The 20,243-nt window shown below is 39.2% G+C and carries 26 protein-coding genes and 2 pseudogenes; 26 read left to right on the top strand and 2 right to left on the bottom strand.

Going from position 1 to position 20,243, the window contains the following annotated elements; genetic code table 11:
* Positions 1-28: 28 nt before the first annotated feature.
* A complete protein-coding gene (locus tag IEW26_RS12155) occupies positions 29-304 on the top strand; it encodes a hypothetical protein (RefSeq protein ID WP_188592612.1) in 276 nt (91 codons plus the stop codon).
* Between the two features lie 793 nt (positions 305-1,097).
* Positions 1,098-1,910: a stalk domain-containing protein gene (locus IEW26_RS12150; protein ID WP_188592611.1), complete on the top strand. Its 813-nt coding sequence runs from the start codon at positions 1,098-1,100 to the stop codon at positions 1,908-1,910.
* 58 nt (positions 1,911-1,968) lie between these two features.
* Here the strand turns inward: IEW26_RS12150 and IEW26_RS12145 are convergent, their stop codons facing one another.
* Complete coding sequence (locus IEW26_RS12145; RefSeq protein ID WP_188592610.1) at positions 1,969-3,669, bottom strand: DUF4127 family protein; 1,701 nt, start codon at positions 3,667-3,669, stop codon at positions 1,969-1,971.
* Positions 3,670-3,974: 305 nt separating this feature from the next.
* On the opposite strand from IEW26_RS12145, the pseudogene IEW26_RS30750 reads away from it, so the two are divergent.
* The 23 genes and pseudogenes from IEW26_RS30750 to IEW26_RS12030 form a co-directional block, all read left to right on the top strand.
* Positions 3,975-4,169, top strand: a pseudogene (locus IEW26_RS30750) (DUF4259 domain-containing protein); the annotation flags it as partial.
* Positions 4,170-4,180: 11 nt separating this feature from the next.
* Positions 4,181-4,306, top strand: coding sequence for a DUF4259 domain-containing protein (locus IEW26_RS30745; protein WP_188592879.1), 126 nt, complete (start codon positions 4,181-4,183; stop codon positions 4,304-4,306).
* A gap of 326 nt (positions 4,307-4,632) precedes the next feature.
* The gene (locus IEW26_RS12130) at positions 4,633-5,208 is read left to right on the top strand and encodes a dihydrofolate reductase family protein (protein WP_188592878.1); all 576 of its coding nucleotides are present in this window, start codon (positions 4,633-4,635) and stop codon (positions 5,206-5,208) included.
* Between the two features lie 274 nt (positions 5,209-5,482).
* The gene (locus IEW26_RS12125) at positions 5,483-5,995 is read left to right on the top strand and encodes an NUDIX hydrolase (RefSeq protein WP_188592609.1); all 513 of its coding nucleotides are present in this window, start codon (positions 5,483-5,485) and stop codon (positions 5,993-5,995) included.
* Positions 5,996-6,313: 318 nt separating this feature from the next.
* A complete protein-coding gene (locus IEW26_RS12120; RefSeq protein WP_188592608.1) occupies positions 6,314-6,814 on the top strand; it encodes a hypothetical protein in 501 nt (166 codons plus the stop codon).
* Positions 6,815-7,004: 190 nt separating this feature from the next.
* A pseudogene (locus IEW26_RS12115) lies at positions 7,005-7,145 on the top strand (P-loop nucleotide/nucleoside kinase family protein); the annotation flags it as partial.
* Between the two features lie 38 nt (positions 7,146-7,183).
* Positions 7,184-7,987 carry a phosphotransferase gene (locus IEW26_RS12110; protein ID WP_188592606.1) on the top strand — a complete coding sequence of 268 codons (804 nt, stop codon included), beginning with the start codon at positions 7,184-7,186 and terminating at the stop codon, positions 7,985-7,987.
* A gap of 76 nt (positions 7,988-8,063) precedes the next feature.
* Positions 8,064-8,447: a nuclear transport factor 2 family protein gene (locus tag IEW26_RS12105; protein ID WP_188592605.1), complete on the top strand. Its 384-nt coding sequence runs from the start codon at positions 8,064-8,066 to the stop codon at positions 8,445-8,447.
* Positions 8,448-8,612: 165 nt separating this feature from the next.
* Positions 8,613-9,383 (top strand): nucleotidyltransferase domain-containing protein, encoded by a 771-nt coding sequence (locus IEW26_RS12100; RefSeq protein WP_188592604.1) that lies wholly within the window; start codon positions 8,613-8,615, stop codon positions 9,381-9,383.
* A 227-nt stretch (positions 9,384-9,610) separates the two neighbouring features.
* Positions 9,611-10,033, top strand: a complete 423-nt coding sequence (locus IEW26_RS12095; RefSeq protein WP_188592603.1) for a GNAT family N-acetyltransferase — start codon at positions 9,611-9,613, stop codon at positions 10,031-10,033.
* A gap of 131 nt (positions 10,034-10,164) precedes the next feature.
* A complete protein-coding gene (locus tag IEW26_RS12090; RefSeq protein ID WP_188592602.1) occupies positions 10,165-10,692 on the top strand; it encodes a histidine phosphatase family protein in 528 nt (175 codons plus the stop codon).
* Positions 10,693-10,837: 145 nt separating this feature from the next.
* Positions 10,838-11,185, top strand: coding sequence for a DUF952 domain-containing protein (locus IEW26_RS12085; protein ID WP_188592601.1), 348 nt, complete (start codon positions 10,838-10,840; stop codon positions 11,183-11,185).
* 57 nt (positions 11,186-11,242) lie between these two features.
* Positions 11,243-11,761 (top strand): GNAT family N-acetyltransferase, encoded by a 519-nt coding sequence (locus IEW26_RS12080; protein WP_229729823.1) that lies wholly within the window; start codon positions 11,243-11,245, stop codon positions 11,759-11,761.
* Positions 11,762-11,873: 112 nt separating this feature from the next.
* Entirely contained in the window at positions 11,874-12,239 is a 366-nt protein-coding gene (locus IEW26_RS12075; protein ID WP_229729822.1) for a hypothetical protein, read from the top strand.
* Positions 12,240-12,320: 81 nt separating this feature from the next.
* Positions 12,321-12,653 (top strand): DUF2834 domain-containing protein, encoded by a 333-nt coding sequence (locus tag IEW26_RS12070; protein WP_188592600.1) that lies wholly within the window; start codon positions 12,321-12,323, stop codon positions 12,651-12,653.
* Positions 12,654-12,813: 160 nt separating this feature from the next.
* Positions 12,814-13,350 (top strand): GrpB family protein, encoded by a 537-nt coding sequence (locus IEW26_RS12065; RefSeq protein WP_188592599.1) that lies wholly within the window; start codon positions 12,814-12,816, stop codon positions 13,348-13,350.
* A gap of 91 nt (positions 13,351-13,441) precedes the next feature.
* Positions 13,442-13,990: a GNAT family N-acetyltransferase gene (locus tag IEW26_RS12060; protein ID WP_188592598.1), complete on the top strand. Its 549-nt coding sequence runs from the start codon at positions 13,442-13,444 to the stop codon at positions 13,988-13,990.
* Positions 13,991-14,071: 81 nt separating this feature from the next.
* Entirely contained in the window at positions 14,072-15,088 is a 1,017-nt protein-coding gene (locus tag IEW26_RS12055) for a hypothetical protein (RefSeq protein WP_188592597.1), read from the top strand.
* Positions 15,089-15,280: 192 nt separating this feature from the next.
* Complete coding sequence (locus tag IEW26_RS12050) at positions 15,281-15,964, top strand: helix-turn-helix domain-containing protein (RefSeq protein ID WP_188592596.1); 684 nt, start codon at positions 15,281-15,283, stop codon at positions 15,962-15,964.
* A gap of 66 nt (positions 15,965-16,030) precedes the next feature.
* Positions 16,031-16,828 carry a patatin-like phospholipase family protein gene (locus tag IEW26_RS12045; protein WP_188592595.1) on the top strand — a complete coding sequence of 266 codons (798 nt, stop codon included), beginning with the start codon at positions 16,031-16,033 and terminating at the stop codon, positions 16,826-16,828.
* A gap of 444 nt (positions 16,829-17,272) precedes the next feature.
* On the top strand, positions 17,273-17,737 hold the full coding sequence (locus tag IEW26_RS12040; RefSeq protein WP_145403270.1) for a UPF0158 family protein: 465 nt from the start codon (positions 17,273-17,275) through the stop codon (positions 17,735-17,737).
* Positions 17,734-18,243 carry a DUF6933 domain-containing protein gene (locus tag IEW26_RS12035; protein ID WP_145403269.1) on the top strand — a complete coding sequence of 170 codons (510 nt, stop codon included), beginning with the start codon at positions 17,734-17,736 and terminating at the stop codon, positions 18,241-18,243. The genes IEW26_RS12040 and IEW26_RS12035 overlap by 4 nt, the downstream gene beginning before the upstream one ends.
* A gap of 79 nt (positions 18,244-18,322) precedes the next feature.
* Positions 18,323-18,805: a hypothetical protein gene (locus tag IEW26_RS12030; RefSeq protein WP_229729821.1), complete on the top strand. Its 483-nt coding sequence runs from the start codon at positions 18,323-18,325 to the stop codon at positions 18,803-18,805.
* 88 nt (positions 18,806-18,893) lie between these two features.
* Here the strand turns inward: IEW26_RS12030 and IEW26_RS12025 are convergent, their stop codons facing one another.
* Entirely contained in the window at positions 18,894-19,514 is a 621-nt protein-coding gene (locus tag IEW26_RS12025) for a hypothetical protein (protein ID WP_188592594.1), read from the bottom strand.
* Between the two features lie 122 nt (positions 19,515-19,636).
* Between IEW26_RS12025 and IEW26_RS12020 the strand changes: the two genes are divergently transcribed.
* The gene (locus IEW26_RS12020) at positions 19,637-20,212 is read left to right on the top strand and encodes a histidine phosphatase family protein (protein WP_188592593.1); all 576 of its coding nucleotides are present in this window, start codon (positions 19,637-19,639) and stop codon (positions 20,210-20,212) included.
* Positions 20,213-20,243 lie beyond the last annotated feature (31 nt).

Genomic DNA, 20,243 nt, shown 5'->3' with positions numbered 1-20,243 from the left:
ATAAATTTGAAGACTATTTTGGAGTGGTATGAACAAGAAGAAGGGCGACAACACATCAAAAAATATTATGAATGAAGAAGATGTACGTTTTGAATGTTATGACGGACTTTACGTTTGCGAACAATGTGAATATTTACTGAATCGTACATTTCTACATATAATCTCAAAAGATTATTCTTATATAAATAGTTATGACTGTCCGCGTTGTCATGTACAAATGCCTCAAAAACCATTGCTGGATGAAATAGAAGAAAATTCTTTGAAATGCCCTGACTGTGAGGAAGAAAAATTAGAAATACGATGATATATGGACTGGGATTAAATAACTTTATGTCAATTATGAAATTACTTAGTGAAATTTGAAAGCCCCTCAATGAAGACTTATCATCATCTAACATAATATTCAAGCTACCGGCATACGCCGGCCACCAGCATACGCTAGGTCGTGAATACAGGAACGTTATACGAAAGGACGAATTTCATAGGAAGAAATAGTGCGAAAAGTCATTATCATAACAATTTTCACATTATCTATGAGGAGAATACTATTATGTGGGGTATTGTATCAACGGTGTTTAGCATCATAGGTTTAATAGCATCAATAATAGCATTGTATGTTCTTAATAGAAAAATCAAAGTAGAAAGTGTTCAGACATTAAGAAAAGTGAAGTTTTATATATACATTTTGATTGCAATCAACGGGATCAGTCTACTTTTTAGACTAATTTAAGTTAATAATAGAAGTAACTCAAGGCCCTACGTATAACACAGCATCGTTGCAAAGCTCCTCGATCACGGATTAAGAAGTTGAAGAGAAGTGGATTCACGTCCCAACCCTGCAAGGCTAAGTCTGCGATCCGTTCCGCATTCGCTTCAATTAAGCCTTTCGGGTTCGTTAATGCAAGAATGTTATATGAAACTCCAGAGTGGATTCTCCAGTCCTTGATGATTTGTTTTAGCGGACATGGTGAAGTTTTCGTAAGAGGTAATTTTCATATAAACTACATTAATTTGAAGTTTTATCATTCAAATAGAAACATTTTCTCTATGTATCGCGTCTAAACTTACAAATAAGCTTAATTTTAGGAGGATTACAAATGTTCAAGAAAATATCTCTTACAATGTTGGCGGCTTCTATGCTTGTCCTGCCTAACTTCAGCTCATCTAGCTTTGCTGCTGATACACAAATCACCATAGATAGTGGTATTTTAAAAAACAATCGAGTACTCATCCCGCTAAGAGCTGTTTCTGAAAACCTTGGGGCAGACGTGAAGTGGGATCAACAACAAAAAACCATTACCATTACTAAAGAAAATACAGAAATGGTTCTCACCATTAATTCAAAAAAAGTAATGCTTAATCAATCGGAGATTCTATTGGATGTTCCAGCAGAACTAAATTACAATTCCACATATGTACCTGCTCGTTTTGTAAGTCAAACTTTAGGAGCAGACGTAAACTGGAATCAACAAGCGAGTCAGGCGACGATTACGTTAGAGGGGAAGCAACTCCAAGTAACCATACAAAAACCACAAGTTCAAATTCCAAATGCAAAAAAAATTACGGATAAGCAAAGACAGCTATTCGTAAACAAATTAAATGAAGCAACGGATCTATCATCAATTAAGCAAATCCGAGCGACCTTCAGCCCATATTTTACGGATAAATTTATCAATGAAATCATTCGTAGCAAAGGGTTGAAATATGATCTAAAATTTACAACCGTTTATCAATCTGCCATCAGTTATACCAACACCAATACCGCAAAATTAAGTCAATCTTCGGGTCCTGATTCTAAATATGCTCCTAATGAAACACTCTACAGAACAGCTAAGCTTGTATATACCAGTAAAGGCTGGAAAGTGGATGGGGTAGATTTCTCCTTGGTCAAAGAAGTATTGAATCCGTAACACTACTTAACAAGAATAAGACGGTTCCACATAGGAACCGTCTTATTCTTGTTTGTTATTACTGTAGCGTTACTACAGGATTCAACGTAACTTCAAAAGCCCGTTTCCAGAGATAATCAGGATCACCGTATGCAAGTGTTGAATTGGCATATCCTGCAAACGACCAGGTTCCTCCCGAAATTTGTCGTACATCATATGATGTTCCTGTACCGTTAATAAGGAAAGCACTTTTTCCGGAAAGTGTCGTTCGATGCGTTTGCATTCTGTTTCGCAATACACTTTGCAAATGTGAATAATCTGCAGGACTATTAAATAGAAGCATATTCTGATCTGCAATTGTAGCAACATTAGTATATAGCGAATTCGCTCTGGAGTAGGTACGAATTTCATCAATAGCAACCGTTTTGTAATAGTAGTCTTTTAAGAAACGTTTGAACAAGAGAGAACCGTGTGCATTTACTGCTGTGCTAAGTGCATTGAGATCTGTTTCAGTGACCAAATATGCATATCGTGCTTGTCCCATACCTAAGGCTATACCGATCTTATTTCCTGGCGTATTCCAAGCACTGTAACCTAAGATACGCCCGGTGTGTTGACTTCCCAACAGTCCATCTGTGACCGCAGCGTTTGCTGAACCTCCTCCAACAAAATCAATTACCACGGTCGGAACGCGATTTGTACTATTAGCCACAATTCGATTGACGGCTGCTGTAACTTGAGCAGCATCTGTAACCCCGATGATTTCGACAGTTGGTGAACTGCTCACGGACTGACCGCCAACAATATCAATGTGACGAAGAATATTTTGGTGCACATCCATATATTCATACTGACTAGTAATTGTGGAACCATGAGGGCCGAAGTACTGAACCGTATACCTTGGCTTTACCCCATTAAGATATAGCTGATTTGCCATTCTGGCCATCAAGGCATGACCCAATCCATCCGCATCAGGGAGAATAATTGCTCGGTCCGGATTTTGGCCGTTTGTACCACCGAGCCAGGCGTTAATACGACCCTCAACAAAATTAATCTCGTTAATCTGCACCCCCTGTGTATTCGCATCATCAACTCCCACAGCTAGAAAATCAATATATCCTGCCTGTGCTAATTGCTCTAGAATGTAACGATTACTTTTAAATTTATGTTGTCTAGTGTTGTAGTACTGTTCTTTATTGAAGTTTGTAGTACTTCCATATGAACCGGTAGGTGACAAATTATAACCTGCAATAATATCTGCAAACTGTGAAAAACTTCTTCTCGGCTGCAACATAAACGTACGTGATTCATTGTAAGCTGCAAAAGACAGTCCGCCTGCAAAGGCAGTTGTAGCTAGACGCATAATTGTATCTAACACATAGATTGGCTTACTCGGATAAGATTGTTTTACTAGTCGAATAACATCCAACAGATCCGTTGTGATACTATCGTAGGCCGGGTAAGCTCCTCCGGGACTCGTACGCAATCGTCTACTAGCAATGAGACCTCCGTAGGCAAGCATATCTGAGGATATAATAAACCCGTCGACAGAGGCAGCGTTATTTAAGATGAACTGACGGATATTCGCCGCATTTCCGTAAGTCGGCGAAGATGTCGAGACCAGTGTGGATCCAGAAGCTGTCTTTTGGGAATCCAGACGGTTTGTAATATCACTTAAATTTGGGGTAATTACGTTAATTCCTGCTGATCTACCTAGCACGATGACATCATCCAAATTCACTGGTCTGTCATCCAACGGTACATACAATACATTCTTCATATTCCTATTCTCCCTTAGTTTGATATAGGCTCAATAACAAGGGAAGAAAGAAATGAAATGGATATCTTCCCCAATCCCATCTCTTTTCTATTTGTTTGTGCCTTCACTTATAAGGTAGACTGTAGCCCTAGAATACAACCTGAAATATAAAAAAACATAAATTCGTTTTTTAACCGCCTTTTTTAAAATTTCTAAAAATGAGATTTTAGATAAAATCAAAAAAGAACGTTTGTTCTTTTTTAAATCTTTGAGGAATATAATCACAATTTTAGGAGGTATCTCAACGGGTAGATTTACTTGATTCTGATGGTATCGAATTCATTGAAGAGAAGATTGAAGAAGTATTGGAAGATGAATATATTGAGTCAGATTTGGCTTCAAATGCACTGGGCGCAATTGAAATTCTTGCAGCATTACAAGGTAGTCCTGGGAAAGAGTTATTGAATAATCGAAGTAATACTGGAGATCTATATGACTGGATCAATACACATAAAGGGTAAAGGAAAAAAACATTTCAAAAGCCAAACGTGCAGTTAAGAAAATTAGGAAAGATTCAGAACTAAAAGAGCTATGGGAAGAATCAGAAGGATATCCAATCTGGTTAAATACAATAAATGACTTAGAGAATGGATTGTGAAGGAAATGGGCAGCTTTTTAAGAAGAGATAACTTCTCATAACAAGATGTTAAAGCAATTTCTTCTTCTAAGCTCTGGCCTGAGGGAGGGGTTTCAAAGAGGAATTTCAGCATTCAACCCCTTCGGGCTGAAACCATGTAAGTGAAAGATATAAAGATTCTGATGCAGTTACTTGGAACATTTATTCCTACACTTTTAAGGAGGTTTTTTTGTGGATGAGTAGAATATTCCATTAGCAATGCATAAGAAACATCCCCAGGTTGAATTTTACTAAAATGTAGTTAATGTATAATGTTGAAATCCCTTATGAGCAAAGGAGAACTAAAAATGAGAAAACTCGTTTTATTTCTGCACGCATCGCTTGACGGTTTTGTAGAAGGGCCGAATGGTGAAATGGATATTGGCTGGGTTTCATATGATGCTGATTTGGAAAAGCACGCGAAAGATATTCTGAGTACGGCCGACACTGTACTTTGGGGGCGGGGGACTTATCAGATGATGCACAGTTACTGGCCATCTGTGCCTGCTGATCCATCTGCTTCGCAACATGAACGGGATCATGCGGAGTGGATCGAAAAGACAGCCAAAATCGTTTTTTCCACGACGCTGGAGAAAGTCGAATGGAACAATTCAAGACTGGTGAAAGAAGATGTCGAGGAAGAGATCAAGAACCTCAAACAGCAGCCAGGCAGGGACATGGTCATCCTCGGTAGTCCCAGGTTCGCACACCACCTTATGCAGCTTAATTTAATTGATGAATATAAAATTACGGTTTCTCCAGTTCTGATCGGTAAGGGATTGCCGTTATTCCAAGGCATCAAGGAGAAGATCAATCTTAAACTCATTGAAAATAAGACCTTTGATTCTGGAGCCATAGGTCTTGCTTACCAGACGATAAGATAACCGTGTCACCTAAAGTAGATTACGCTAACCGGTAAAGATAGTTGAAGACAACTTACGACCCAGCCTAAGATAGACCTAACTAGGGCTGGGTCGCTTCTTGAGCGCGGAACTTTAGACGAGATTCTTAAAAATAAATAATAATATCCGGTTGTTTGCACAAGGAAGGCTGAGGGGAAATGGATAATAAAAAAACCTAAGAATCGCTATTGCAGCAGTTTAAATCTGCACAACCAGCACTGAGTAAAAGGACATCTATACGAAAGGAGAATCATCAATGTTCTATGTTAATGCCAGAGCTTTTGTTGAACGCAAAAAAAAGAATAGACCAGAAATCATAATTCAGACTCGAAATAAAAAGAATGAGGAGTCACTGGAACTGCCAGGTGGCAGATTGGAACTTTACGAATCCATAGTTGATGGACTGAGAAGAGAAGTTCATGAAGAAACAGGCTTGAACGTTATATCGGTAGAAGGCAGTGACAAGCGAATAGATACATGTGGGATCAACCCGGATTTTGAAGTTGAATGTTTGGAGCCGTATTGTGTATATCAAACCATTAAAGGGCCAGTGGATTCGATTGGCATGTATTTTATATGTAAGGTGGAAGGGGAACTCTTGGAAACAGGAGACGAAACCGCAAATATCGGATGGAGAACGGTTGACGAGGTCTATGAAAGGATGATCGGTGATCCAAGACAGTTTTCAGATGTTGATCGCGCAGGGTTAATGTATTATTTGAAACACAGGTTTGGAAAAGAAATTGAAGAAATCGTAAGATCAAATTAAGATCTATTCGAGTAGTTTTTTGTTCTAACAAAACCATAGAATCTATGAGACTTGGTGATTTAGCGTCATTTTGGATATTCCGAAAAATTAATTATTGCAAGACTATGATATTACAGTCCTCAGGTGAGTACGGTTCGCTGTGGGACTGAGTAACCGAGTAATTCTCCCTTTTCAACCAATTTTTTCTTCGCAAATCTCACATCATAGAGTATCATATACGTAATTCCACATATAACGCGGGATATGTTTTATAGTGCGAGGTAAATAAATTAGATGTTATGTGAGACTAAATAAGATTTTAAAGAATGGATGATTCAATTGGATAATTTAGCGCTAGAGAGCTGGATTGTTACACATAAAATTATGGATAGAACTTTAGAAGGTTTCTGGATAGCATTCAATAACTACATGAAAGAATATCCAGAAGAAATTAGTTTATTTTTTGATGAATTGAGTCTAGAAGATATTAAGTCTTCAATAGATACAATTGAGTATAAAACTATTTTTCATTCCGATTATCAGATCGCAGACAGTCACTATTCTCAGCAGGTTATATCTACGTTTGACATTTACTATAAAGAAAAGAGAATAGGTTATTATAGAATGTTCTTTTATACCGATGGAGAGTGCTTTGATGATAGCCTAGTTACGGAATGGACAAGCTGGTATTTAACATTGAAACTTGAAGCATTAACTGAACTCCAAAAAGAAATTAAAAATGAATTGATAAAAAATAAGATTAAAGAAGAAGAAATCGAAAAAATCTATAATTTATTAGATAAACAAATTTCTAAAATCAAAGTTCATATCCATAAATAATTGTAGGTAGAAAGTTCAAAGAAGATGGGCATCACATAACATAATATTCGAGCTGTGGCTCCTAATGAAGCCTTGGTATGCGGGAAGGATTTCAAATAGGAATTTCAGCAGACAACCCCTTCGGGGTTCGTGAATACAGGAACGTTATTTAAAGACTTACAATACTACATTTGAAGATAGAGGTGTAAGTATGTTCTTTTTACAGATGTCGGGATTCCCAGGATCAGGAAAGTCAACACTAGCAAGACAGATTAGTCAAGCAACCGGAGCTGTCATTGTGGATCATGACATTACCAAAACAGCAATTCTGAAATCGTTATCATCACAAGGGAACACGATGGGAGGTAAAGAGATAGGACAACTATCAACATGATAAAAAATCAATTGTTATTACCGAGTAAATTAATGGATTTATCACAGAAGTTGATTAAAACTACAATCATTGAAAAAGGAAGAGATTATCAGTCCTTATACATGTTAGAGTTTAGTAATTCTCTAAAGTATGTATTAAAAGAAAAAAACGTTGAAGACTCTGGAAGTTTAATGGACGAAGCAGAAAGACTAAAATGGGTAAATGGAATAATTCCAGCCCCAAAGGTGATTAGCTATCAGGTGGAGAATGGAAAAGAATACTTAGTTATGACCTATATAGAAGGTTGTGCTGCGGAAGAATATCAGCAGGAAGAAGGGCAAAAAAGTCTAGGTTATATTTTAGGAGAAGGTTTAAGAACAATACATAATGTCCCCATCAATAATTGTCCTTTCGATGATTTTTCACCGAAAAAACTTATTGATCTAGTAAGAAAGAATATTAAAGAGAGAAAAGATGAAGTTATTAATGTAGTTAATAACGTTTTTCCTAACTATACAATTGAGCAACTGACTGATTTATTGGAGATGAATAAAGCGTCGGAGGAGGAACTAGTTTTTACCCATGGTGACTATGGTTCAGGAAACGTAATGATAAATAAAGGGCGTATTGAAGCATTTATTGATCTAGGAGGAGCGGGAATATCAGATGCATATTATGATATTTATTACTTGGTAAAGAGTCTTACTTATTATACTGATAGGAAAGAAGAAGTAGAGGAGTTTATTAAAGGCTATGGAATTTCAGAATTAGACGAGGATAGAATGAAATTCCATCAAATCATAGATGCTTTATTATTGTAATTTCTTAATTATCTGCCAAACGGTATCTGAAATCAAGGCAAACCAATAGTTTAAAACTTAGGAGCGTGAGTTGAATATGGAAAATTCGAAATTAAAAGATCTTATTGAACAATATTTAAAGGCGTACAATACGTTTAATATCGATGGAATGATAGATGTTTTACATGAAAGCGTTCATTTTAAAAACATTACAAACGGTAATGTAGATACACAAACACAGGGAATTGAAGAATTCCGTGCTTTGGCAGAACAGTCAGCCCAGATCTTTTCGCAAAGATGTCAAGTGGTTAAGAGCATTGTCTTTACAGATGATAAAGCAGAAGTTGAAATTGATTACGAAGGAATATTGTCCGTTGATTTACCTAATGGAATAAAGGCAGGAGAATCCATAAAACTTCAGGGGAAATCGATCTATCAGATGAAGGAAGAAAAGTTAGTATTGATTGAGGACTATAGTTAAGCTCCCTCGGGACATTTCGGAGAAGCAGATTCAGCGGACATATCGGCACCGACTAAGCACATTTCGCCCGGCTGCAGCATTCTTAGCCTAAAGTCGGTGGGACGTCTCGAACACAGAAACGTTAGCCGAAAGAAGCTCTTAGTTTTTAGTTTAGGAGGAGTCTACATGATATTAGAAAAAGTTATAAATCAAATTACGATACAAAGTGAATATAAGGATTTGGTTGATAAGTATGTGGATCATATCCTTAACGAATTCAAAGATAAAATTCATAGCATTTATATGTGTGGCTCGATTCCCAAAGGAACCGCTCAACCTTTTAAGTCAGATGCAGACTTTACGATTGTATGTGCAAATCCCAAAGATATTGATTACGAAAAATTGTCAAATATTAAAGATAAGCTGTTGGAAGAATACCCATTTGTCACGAAGATGGATACGATCATTTGCTCGATTGACGATGTATTAAGTAGACCGAATGATTGGGGTTTTTGGGTTAAGATCATCTGTGTTTGCATACATGGGGAGGACATTGGTGAAAAGGTACCCCCGATCATCATTTCTCCAGAATTCATTTTAGACTTGAATACAGATACCAAGGAGGAAGTGGAGCGTGTACGTCGTTCACTTTCTAATGCTAATGATGATGCGATGAAAACCAGATATACTAAAGGTTACTCGAAGAGATTACTTCGTGCATTATACTCATTGATTATAGAAGATACAGGGGTATGGGAAGACGACATGACCAAGATGAAAAATGCTATATTAAACTATTGCGAGATTGACCCCGCTTTAGTTGAGTATCTGTATGCTTGTTACTTGAATAGTAGCAATGTACCTGTTGAAGAGTTTCTGGGAATTGCAGATCAAGTGTATGACTATTTTGAAAATGCCTTAAAGACAATGGCTGCTTCCAGAAATTCCTCCCGCTAGCACCATATTGACGCTCCGAGTCATTGTGAGAAGTAACTAACCACATCCGGCTCACTAAGCCCGTTGGGACGTCACTGCATTAGGTGTTCTGCAAGCCACACAAGTATAAGCAGCGGCTCTAAGGGGCCAGGGCCAGGACGTCGTTAATACAAAATGTTAGCTGAAATGACTGCATTGCATTTTATATAAACATCCAACAACAATAAAACTTATCGTAGGTGATTTCAGTGGAATTAAAAATACTTAAAAAACAAATTAATGTAGAAGATTATATTCATCTAAGGGAAATCGTGGGTTGGGGTAGTCCTGAAGATAAAGAGGCCATTGAACTTGGATTAAAGAACACTTTATATTCCATCTGTATAGAGCATGAGGGGAAGACCATAGGATATGGAAGAGTCATAGGAGATGGTGGTTTTACTTTTTATATCCAAGACATTATCGTGTTACCTTCCTATCAGAAGCTAGGTTTAGGCAGTAAAATAATGACGGAACTTATAGAGCATATAACAAGAACTTATCCTGCAGGAAGTTTAGTGGGACTCATGTCAGCAAAAGGCAAAGAGGAGTTTTATAAGAGATTTGGATTCATTGAGAGACCAAATGAAAGTTATGGTGCAGGAATGATCCAATTCATAAAGAAACAATGAGGAAGAGAAGAAACAATTATAAGTAATTTCGAAGAGGGCAGTCATATCAGGTAACATCAGATCAATGCTACTGGCTGAAATCCCGGATTTCAAAAACATTGGTCTATGTAATCTCAAGGAGGAAAACTTGAATGATTTATATCGTTAGACATGGACAAACCGATTTGAATAAAGAGGGTAGATTGCAAGGTAGACTGGGAATGCCATTAAATAAAGCAGGAATTCATCAAGCGGAGGTACTAAGAGAGGAGCTAAAATCGATTAAGTTTGACTACGTTTTTTCTTCTCCTCAGGAAAGAGCTATTCAAACTGCTGAAATAGTGAGTGGCTTGAAGGCCGTAATTGATAAAAGACTTGATGTATTTGATCTGGGAGAAGCGGATCGATTACGAAGAGAAGAAGTAATAATGTCAGGTTTAATACCTGACCCCAGTCTGTATAAGGGTGTAGAAGAAATTAAGATGTTTATACAGAGAGTTTTTCATTTTATGTCAGACGCAGAAGATAAATTTAGTGGTGAGAATACAAATATACTGATATCTGGACATCGCTGCACTACAGGTTGCATGGGAGCATATTTTCTAGGAATTCCGGAAGACAAAAATTTATTAAAGTACTCGTCAGATAATGGGAAATATAAAGCTTATGAATTCAAGTAGATAAGTAGAATACACGAACGTTATTTGAAACCCCAACTGATCTGTATCAATTTTATGAATATGAATTTAGTAAATACACAAATCGAGATGTACATAGGAATGGAAATTATGAAATTCACTTGGATTTTTATTGGGAGGAGTTATCATGATTATCGTACATGCACTTCCGAGAACTGATTGGGAGTCAGCATTAGTGAATGGTACATATAGAGGGTCGCTAGAGAAGGAAGGATTCATTCATTGTTCTCCAATTGAGAAGATTGCATCTGTTGCCAATTATAATTTCAGAGGAGTGCAAGGACTAATAATACTATGTATTGACGAATCAAAAGTTAAGTCTAAAATCAGATGGGAAGATTTGTACAATGAAGGAAGAGAGTATCCCCATATATATGGGGAGTTGAATCTGGACTCTGTAATAAAGACTGTTGATTTCGAGCCGAATGAAAATGGGATATTTGTATTACCTAAAGAATTAGAAGAGATGGTATAAAAAATAAAGAACCGTTACGCGTAATACCCGAAATAGAATGAAATGGAGGCAATGCTGTTGAAAGATCCGTTGGTTTTAACTAATCCGAGTATTGAACTGAAAAACGCCTATTTGCGTTTTTATCAGGAGTGGAAACAAAGTGGAGAAGATATGGTTCCATGGGTGATTGAGAAAGATCCCGAAAACTTCGAAGACATGATTACCTGGCTTAATCATAACAAACAAGGAAAGAATACCAATGGTTTTGTTGCCAATTCAACTTATTGGCTAGTAGCCAATGATATTGTTGTAGGCGCCGTAAATATTAGACATGAATTGACAGATAAACTTTTTCACAGTGGTGGACATATTGGCTATGGGATCAGGCCGTCGGAAAGACGGAAAGGATACGCTGCAGAGCTTTTAAAATTGGCATTACTAGAATGTAAAAAGCTTGGAATATCGAAGGTGCTTGTAGTATGTGATGAAATTAATGAAGCATCTAAAAAGACAATTATTAAGAATGGTGGATTAAGAGATAAAGATTTTATAGAAGAGGATGGAAACGTATTAAATAGATTTTGGATAGAGACTTGATGGCTCTTCAAAGAATAGACTAATAAGCGCTGCATGACTTGGGAAATAATTTCTGAAGGAGGTGTAACCGAGCAAATTTCCACACATCCAGATTGGAGGAGGAAAGTTACAGGTGGAACTAGAATTGAACCTAATACCACTTAAGATTCCAGCAGGCTATGCCATAACGTATAACAAGTTCTATGATGTAGAACCTGTTCTTAGTATGGATAGTGACTACTTTATTGAAAATTGGGGGTTCTTCACAGAAGACTTATTACAGATCACGAAATTAAAAATAAAAAAGGGGAAGTGGTACATCCCTGAAAGAGAAGAGGTTATGCTATTGGATCTTGGATGGTACCCCGATTCAGATATGAATGGTCAATATTGTTTGCAGCTTGTTGATGGGAACTGGAATGAGATTAAAAGTATTTGTTCTAAAGATCGATTTCTTATAAAAGAGACACTCGAAGAATGGATGGAAGAACAACAATGAATGTAATCAATACCTGATTAAGGATCGTTCAAGACATTAAAATCGTTATCGTTTATAACTAAAATTTTAGAGGTGAGAGGTTTGAAATATTTTTATGGAGTGTTATCCATTTTAGGAATAGCATTGCCTTACATGGAGTTTATTCCTTGGATTGGTGAGAACGGGTTTAATCTGACGTTGTTATTGAATGAAGCAAGCCAGAATCGAATTAGTGCTTTTGCCTGGTTGGATGTACTCGTTTCGGCCGTTGTTTTAATCGGATTTATTATATATGAAGGAAAGCGAGTTGGCATAAAGTATAAGTGGATACCGATCCTTGGGACATTAACTGTGGGTGTTTCTTTGGGATTGCCATTATTTTTATTACTGCGTGAAATTCATATGGATAAAATGAAAGATAGAAAATCTAATTAAAAGAAGGTAAGTGAATACGATGAATAAATTTAATATTTCTTACGTTCCCCAGCCTGATTTTTATAAGTGCAATTAAGCATGTCTAGCTAGCTTCTATTGATGATATCTATGAAGGCAGAAACGTTAATATAAAGATACCCGATGATTTCCGGAGGGCTAAATGAACGTAAAACCAGTGGTTATCGAAAACTATAATGAAGATTGGCCTTTAAGGTTTTCAGAATTACAGAAAATATTGAGAGAACACCTGGGTGATTTGGCGTTATCTATTGAACATGTAGGCAGCACTTCTGTTCCAGGTCTTGCGGCAAAGCCAATTATTGATCTTGATATCGTCATAGATTCAATGGAATTACTTCCACAGGTAATTAAGAACTTGAACCATCTGGGTTATATTCACGAAGGAAATTTAGGAGTTGAGAACAGAGAGGCATTTGCAAGAGCGGATGACAAGGTGCCTTATACCAGAGAAAGTTATCAAAAAGCAGAACATCATCTTTATGTTTGTAGTAAAGAGAGCGATGCTTTGTTCAATCATATTACTTTTAGAGACATCTTACGAAAACAACTTGAACTTAGTGAAGCTTATGCAATTCTAAAGAAAGAGCTCGCCGAAAAATATAAACATCATCGTGAAGACTATACCAAAGGGAAAACTGAATTTGTAATCAAGGTTTTGAATGAATACAAGCATTAATACACGTTTTTAGTAGTTTCTGCTGATCAAGATTTACAACTGTACAGTTTGGAACTGATTATTCAAAAAAGAGCTAAAAGGAGGGGGATTTTTGAACACGCTTCCAAATCTTGCAGCAGAAAGAGTTACACTTCGTCAATTACGACTTGAGGATGCGGCCGAGTTGTTTGATTATTTTTCCAAAGATGAAGTGACGGAATTCTACGACCTGGAAAGTTTTATCGAAGTGAAGCAAGCGGAAGAGCTGATCCATCGTTGGAATGATAGATACGCCAAGCTGGAGGGAATGAGATGGGGAATAACATATCCGGCTGAAGATAAGGTCATTGGCACATGTGGCTTTCATAATTGGTCAAAAGAACATTTCAAGGCCGAGATCGGTTATGAGCTTGCTCCTGAACACTGGAGAAAAGGACTAATGACTGAGGTTATCGGAAGGGTCGTGCAGTATGGATTCAAAGAACTGGGATTACACCGCATTGAAGCTTTTGTTGATCCCAAACATATTGCATCCAGGAAACTTCTTGAAAAGGCAGGGTTCACGGAAGAAGGAACGCTCAGAGATTGCTTTTATGAGAAAGGAAAATTTGTTGATGCAGTCGTGTATGCTATTTTAAGTAAGGATCATAGCGGGATTTGAAAGAAGATGAGAAATAGGTTCCCGGATGCTTGAGCCGGAATAAATAATTTTGTTTGAATCAAAACAGAGGAGTGACCACGGATGGACATTAAAAATCAAAACGGTGATTTTCTTGGTAAAATTCAGATGCAATCTCTGGAGAGCGATCATGTTGTAGACCAGATCATACGTACGTTAAGACCTGGTGACGGGAAGGCCATTTATATTGCGGATGTCGAGGGAAACAACCAGTTTTCACAGCAGACGAATTATGCGGCTGTTGAATGGCAGTACAGTTTGAATGAATTGAAGGAAGCGATGACAAAGTGGCAGCCCAGGTTTCCAAGCCATGCTGAGGCTGATCACATTCAGGTTTATTATGGGTTCGATAATCTGACCCCGGATGAAATTGAAGCCATGGCAGAGGAAAGCAGAAGGACAGGTCAGAAGGTGGTGGTCCGGGACCTGAAACCAAATAATACACTTGTGGGTGTGCGATTAACCTATAAAGGAGAGGGGACATGCACACTCCATATTTTCGGCACAACCAAGAGTCGGATTCAACTGTCCGAACATGAGCTGTCTCAGGTGAAAAACCTTCTTGTGCGGGGGGCGGAAGCATTTTATTTTTCAAATCATGGAGCAGATCGCTTGATCTGGATCGAAGCAGGAAGCAACGGTAAGGCGCTGCAGTATGAACTTATAGGCGAGCAGATGTCCGAGGCTTCTTTAATACACATTGCAGAAACGATGAAAGAAAAGAGCGATATGATAATAGAAAAGAAAGCTTCAATTGATAGTATGATCAAGAAAACAGCAGTAGTGAGTTTGTATTTTTTAAGTGAGGAAGAGGGCGGACAGAAGGCTGTAATCAAGGAGGATTTCTCTGCACCTGTTGTGTTTGATGTGGATGAGGATTTACAGTTCGGGCTTTGGAGTGCGGTCGTGAAGTTACATAGTCAGCCTGATGAGAACAGGAAAGTCAGAGCTGATCTGCATTATTTATTTCATAACTCAGCAGAAGTGCCGACCCATTTGTTAACACCGGGAAACACATTCTCTCTAAGAACGAACAAGGTTATTGCTAAAGGAAAGATAGAATCGATCAAAGATGAATAGAAGAGAGGGGAATAGCGATGAAAGAAAAACAAGCACTTGATACATTCGGACAAATCGGTAAGTACGGAGAGCTTCAAGAGGAGCATTGACGATATCATATTCAGATGATACGATAATCCACAAAAAGCCCAAGAACGTTAAAGGTTTAATATTGAAAAACACATCACATAGATGGAAGGGAGGTGAGCCGCTATGGCGCTTTCCAAACGCAGATTGCAGTTCCTGGATCAACTGGTTGACATGTATCAGCAGAGCCGTTTGCCCGTTCATTATGAAGCGTTAGCCAAGGTTCTCGGGGTGAGTAAATGGACGGCATATGATATGCTGAAGGCTATTGAAAAAGCAGGCTTTGTCACCCGTAGCTATGAGACGAATCCAAATGTGACGGGACGTTCGCAGGTGGTTTTTACACCCACGGAGAAAGCAGCGGCGCTGCTTGGGAAAGAGGCAAAGCTGGATCAGGACGGTGAACCAGAGAAGACACAGGTTAGTCTTCAATTTATTCGTGATATGCTAAGCGGGTTCAAGGACGCAAGTGCGCAAGAGCTCATAAGCAAACTTCTAATTGAGATTCCTGAAAAAGGCTCTAATTTCGAAATCTGCGGATACATCTCCGGCATATTAATAATATATACCAGACAATTGGATCGTCGCATGAATGCGCTAATTCGCAAATTGGTGCAGGAGACTGACGGGCATCAGCCCCGGCTGCTTATATTTATAGGCACAGTGGCAGGCACAGTTATACAAATGATGAGCAAAGATGTTGGACAGGACTTAATGGTATTGGTCGGGTCATATGCGAATCGAATCCAAGCCCTAAGTCAGGCGGAGCAAACGGTGCTTGCCGACTTTATACTCGAAGCACTTGCGTAGAAGCTTCTGCGCTTAGTTTTTGGGTCTTTTGGGTGAATGGAGGAATAATGGAGAGGCGGTGTGTAGATGAAGAAGTTAGGTTTGGTTCTGGGTGGTGGGGCCGTACGAGGGCTTGCCCATATTGGTATCCTGAAGTCTTTGGAAAAACATCACGTTGCGGTGGATTGCATCATTGGCACAAGTATGGGCGGCGTTGTAGGTGGTTTGTATGCCGCGGGTGTGCCTGTCCATGAGATTGAGAATACACTTATTCATACACCCAAGCTTCGTTTTCTCGATCGCGGGAATTGGCTGAAGGGCATTCTGGCTGGCAACGGCATTGCACAGGTCGTGAGCGGTTTACTTGCTGAGCATGAATTACAAGACATATGCATTGAGCAACTACCGATTTCGTTCAAAACGATTGCTGTTGATTTGATGGAAGGCACACAAGTTATGATAGATCAGGGCGATCTGGTGACTGCGCTTCGTGCAACGTCGGCTTTTCCGGGTGTTTTCGCTCCTTTGATGTGGAATGGACGAATGCTGGTGGATGGCGGAGTTCTGAACAACTTGCCGGTAGCCAATATGAAAGAGGAAAACGTAAATTGTATACTGGCCGTAGATGTATCCAGAGAGCATGAAAAGAAGCCACCGCGTAACATGGTTGAAGTGGTCTATCGCTCCTACAGCCTGATGACTGCCGAACGAAAGCATAGCAGCCTAAGCTTGGCTGATATGGTGGTCAGACCCGATGTAGGTCCTTACGCTGCCTTTGATGTAACCAAATCCCTTGAATGTATTGCGGCTGGGGAAGAAGCGATGGATGCGATGATGCCTGAGCTCCAGCGTAGATTAGCGTCTGAAGAAATAAGTCTGATTTAGGAAAAATCAAGGCCTTGTCATAACCTTCTTTGGAAAAAAGGAACGACTGCCTTGGCTATATAGTTATTACAGCGGTACAGGTGTTAGCATCACAGGTGTGTGTCTGCGATGTCCGTTTGAGCCCCGTGATCCATGGCCGCGGGGGCCATTTCAATAAGGTGCTGCGCCCATGTTCGCAGCACCTCACCCTTACGTGGCTTGCTATTGCATAGCCGCGCCACGCTTCACTTTTTTACATATCCCCACGCACGTGAACTTGAAATTTCCGAATTGACAAGACTGCGAGAAAATGTAATGTTTGATTTGGTGGCCTGGAGTTGAGCTTCTCAGAGACGATTGTGAGAGACAGCTAATCAGAAGCTTATCAGGAAAGGGCTTTCTGTGAAAACTGAGGGATACAACGTGTATAATTAGCATTCAATCTGTCTCTGGAGGATGAGATGAATGAAGGTGAAATTGAAGGATATCATTGACCACATCGATATGCAGTCCGAAACAAGAGGATCGTACGTTAACTTGAAAACAGGAGAGATTATTTCTCTGTCAGACGAAGACCTTGAGCGATTAGAAGATATGGATGAATACGAAATTAATGAATTACCGGATTGGCAGCAGGAGGAACTGGAGGAAGAACTGGAGTTTCTCAAACATGAGGAAGATTATGAGGCACTGCCAAGGGAGTTAGACATTAATTCGTATAGAATTTTGGAAAAATTCATTTTTTCATTAGACGACGATGAACAGGTCTCCGTTCTTCAAGAAGCGATACAGGGCAAGGGCGCGTTCAGCAGATTCAGAAATAAAGCAGCGAATCTGGGTCTTCTTGAAAAATGGTATCAATTCCGCAGAGAGTGCCATCAAGAGATTGCTATAGATTGGTGTGAACAGAAAGGAATTACTTACGAATGATTATTTTCAAACCTACCCAGCTCACGTTAAAAGATCTTCACGTCAAACCGGAGGCTGTCGCAGAGAGCGATCCATTCTTCAGCTGGCATGTTAATTTCTTTACTCTATATGGTAAAAAACACTATGTATTTGTGAATGACTTATCGATCCTGAGCTTAACGGTCAGTGGGATTAGAACAAATTCCGCGAATAAACTGTTATCCATTTTCAAAGAAAATCTGGAAGCATATATGGTCGTTGAGGACATTCCGCAAGAATGGGCACAGTATTATCTGGATCAATGTAATGAGCGTGTGATCAGCAAAACAGATAGCCGAAGTATTGTAAGTACAATGACGGATTTGATGTTTATTATGAAAGCTATTGCACCAGAGGACAATGGGTTTCGAGATAAAGATGTGCGGCATAAAGCGAATAATCGCTCCATTTACAAGCCTATTGATTACCAGGAACCGATTCGTGTATTTGTGAAGGAGCTACAGCAACGGTTTGAAGCAGTAAAATAGCGAAAATGAAAGGTCATCTCGTTTCTGTTTGGAATGTGGATGCCCTTTTTACGATGAATTTGCTCTGAGATGAGGTGAGATGATGGATATAGTAACCAAGCAGTTGAAGCTGGAAGAGCTTAGTGAATTGAAATACGAAGTGCATATGGGAGATTCCCAAGCTGTTCATTACTGCAGCATCATGATCTTGAAATTCTTGGGGGAGTACGGTTTTGGTTCAGCAGGGAACTCAGATGCCAGATATATGTGTGCGATTGGAGAAGCGGTGGTGGAAGCCTGGGAACCTTCAGGTTTGATTCTTGATTTGAGTGAACTTGCATATGAGTGGGGAGACCGGATGGAAAATGTCTTTGATATTGGTCACGCGAAGTACGGGGACATTCCTTTTCCAGCAGCACTTATTGTCGGAGAACGCTCGGAAGAAGCGATTAGGACATTAATATTAGGTGTATACAGTGATCAGACTATTGATGACATTGACTGGGTGCACCGAGACTTGAGTAGCGCGTGGGCGTACATTGAACAGAAACTGGCTGCGTATGATCGGGATAAACGGTTGTAGAGCATAGTTTGAACAATTGAGATGAGAAAGAAGCCCCTACCTCGGGGCTGATCTGATTAAACGTATCTTTATGACAATGGAGATGAAATTAAGAATCTTCGCCTAAATTGTACTTCTTCATAACAGAGTCGCGAAAGGCTGCGTATTCTGAACATTGTTGTGCTGTGGCGGCTTCAGGCACGCTGCTCTGACGGATGCCCTCCAGGCTGAATTTTCCCAAGTTGCCATTGATTAACCCGTAGTCACCATAAGTATTTCGCATCAAAAAAAGTACACTTCTATCCCCCTTCTGCATTTCCACATAGCCATCGGCTGTATACTTGACGTCTTCATCCAGACTGACAGGTTCAATAATGATCAGGTCCTGCTGATCTGCCGGAAAATCCTCCGGTTTCTTCAATATCTTCTCAATTCGAATAGGTGTATTTGTGTGAAAGGATTGCATCGTGCCATCGTCGAATGCTGTTATGACATGCTCCCGAGCTCTGAAATCTTCTGTGGCATATCCAATAACGATCAATTCCGCAAAGGCATCGAGTTTATCTACTTCATGAAAGGTTAAAGCGTTAGCTGAAAGATGTACGACTTTATTTATTGGAGCGTCTGGCTTGGTTTGACCATTTATAAATATGATTGCGCTTGTACCTATGGAGATAACAAATACAACGAGTAATGAGAATAGTAGACCTTTCTTTTGGAAAAGAGACATGGTTTAATCCTTTCACTTAGATTGACTTCTTTGTAATGGAAATGGTTTATTTTTACTATACACATATTTAAAAATGATTGTAAATTACTTATTGTACGAGCCAGGCACTTGAGGAGGGTCCTATGAAAACGATCGTATACATGGTTAGGCATGCAGAGTCACCCTACAATGAAGGAACGGAAAGAACAAGGGGCCTTACCTTGGCGGGGCAGATGAATGCAGTCAAAGTAACAGAGATTTTGAAAAATGAAGGCATACATACGATTATTTCAAGTCCTTATGCGCGAGCTGTTCTGACATTGGAGGGGCTGGCGAAGGCGTTAGCAATGGATATCCAGATTGCAGAGGATCTGCGGGAGAGACATTTTTCAGATGAGATTATTGCCGATGAGGATTTCGGTCCTGCGGAGAAGATGATGTTTGATGATCCCGATTATGCTTTACCGGGAGGTGAGTCGAATCGGCTGTGCCAGAGTAGAGCTGTGAGTGTATTGAGGCAGATTTTAGTTGACTATAGGGGGAAAAAAATAGCGATCGGCACACACGGGCATGTGATGACGTTAATAATGAATTCTTTTGACTCAAGTTATGGATTAGACTTTATGCATCAGACCAGGAAGCCGGATATCTACCAACTGCATTTTGAGGAGATGAAGTTAGAGAAAGTGACAAGGCTATGGGAAAATAACACGACATAAAAAAAAAGAGAACACTTGTTCTTTCTAGTGT

Origin of the sequence: Paenibacillus silvae, from assembly GCF_014639235.1 — a bacterium.
Taxonomy (GTDB): Bacteria; Bacillota; Bacilli; order Paenibacillales; family Paenibacillaceae; genus Paenibacillus; species Paenibacillus silvae.
This window is presented reverse-complemented; position numbering and strand designations above follow the sequence as displayed.

What these genes read in the sequence shown, in the direction of transcription:
- IEW26_RS12155 (WP_188592612.1), top strand. Translation starts at nt 29, where the DNA reads ATGAACAAGAAGAAGGGCGACAACACATCAAAAAATATTATGAATGAA.
- IEW26_RS12150 (WP_188592611.1), top strand. Translation starts at nt 1,098, where the DNA reads ATGTTCAAGAAAATATCTCTTACAATGTTGGCGGCTTCTATGCTTGTC.
- IEW26_RS12145 (WP_188592610.1), bottom strand. Translation starts at nt 3,669, where the DNA reads ATGAAGAATGTATTGTATGTACCGTTGGATGACAGACCAGTGAATTTG.
- IEW26_RS12130 (WP_188592878.1), top strand. Translation starts at nt 4,633, where the DNA reads ATGAGAAAACTCGTTTTATTTCTGCACGCATCGCTTGACGGTTTTGTA.
- IEW26_RS12125 (WP_188592609.1), top strand. Translation starts at nt 5,483, where the DNA reads ATGTTCTATGTTAATGCCAGAGCTTTTGTTGAACGCAAAAAAAAGAAT.
- IEW26_RS12110 (WP_188592606.1), top strand. Translation starts at nt 7,184, where the DNA reads ATGATAAAAAATCAATTGTTATTACCGAGTAAATTAATGGATTTATCA.
- IEW26_RS12105 (WP_188592605.1), top strand. Translation starts at nt 8,064, where the DNA reads ATGGAAAATTCGAAATTAAAAGATCTTATTGAACAATATTTAAAGGCG.
- IEW26_RS12100 (WP_188592604.1), top strand. Translation starts at nt 8,613, where the DNA reads ATGATATTAGAAAAAGTTATAAATCAAATTACGATACAAAGTGAATAT.
- IEW26_RS12090 (WP_188592602.1), top strand. Translation starts at nt 10,165, where the DNA reads ATGATTTATATCGTTAGACATGGACAAACCGATTTGAATAAAGAGGGT.
- IEW26_RS12085 (WP_188592601.1), top strand. Translation starts at nt 10,838, where the DNA reads ATGATTATCGTACATGCACTTCCGAGAACTGATTGGGAGTCAGCATTA.
- IEW26_RS12065 (WP_188592599.1), top strand. Translation starts at nt 12,814, where the DNA reads ATGAACGTAAAACCAGTGGTTATCGAAAACTATAATGAAGATTGGCCT.
- IEW26_RS12055 (WP_188592597.1), top strand. Translation starts at nt 14,072, where the DNA reads ATGGACATTAAAAATCAAAACGGTGATTTTCTTGGTAAAATTCAGATG.
- IEW26_RS12050 (WP_188592596.1), top strand. Translation starts at nt 15,281, where the DNA reads ATGGCGCTTTCCAAACGCAGATTGCAGTTCCTGGATCAACTGGTTGAC.
- IEW26_RS12045 (WP_188592595.1), top strand. Translation starts at nt 16,031, where the DNA reads ATGAAGAAGTTAGGTTTGGTTCTGGGTGGTGGGGCCGTACGAGGGCTT.
- IEW26_RS12040 (WP_145403270.1), top strand. Translation starts at nt 17,273, where the DNA reads ATGAAGGTGAAATTGAAGGATATCATTGACCACATCGATATGCAGTCC.
- IEW26_RS12035 (WP_145403269.1), top strand. Translation starts at nt 17,734, where the DNA reads ATGATTATTTTCAAACCTACCCAGCTCACGTTAAAAGATCTTCACGTC.
- IEW26_RS12030 (WP_229729821.1), top strand. Translation starts at nt 18,323, where the DNA reads ATGATGGATATAGTAACCAAGCAGTTGAAGCTGGAAGAGCTTAGTGAA.
- IEW26_RS12025 (WP_188592594.1), bottom strand. Translation starts at nt 19,514, where the DNA reads ATGTCTCTTTTCCAAAAGAAAGGTCTACTATTCTCATTACTCGTTGTA.
- IEW26_RS12020 (WP_188592593.1), top strand. Translation starts at nt 19,637, where the DNA reads ATGAAAACGATCGTATACATGGTTAGGCATGCAGAGTCACCCTACAAT.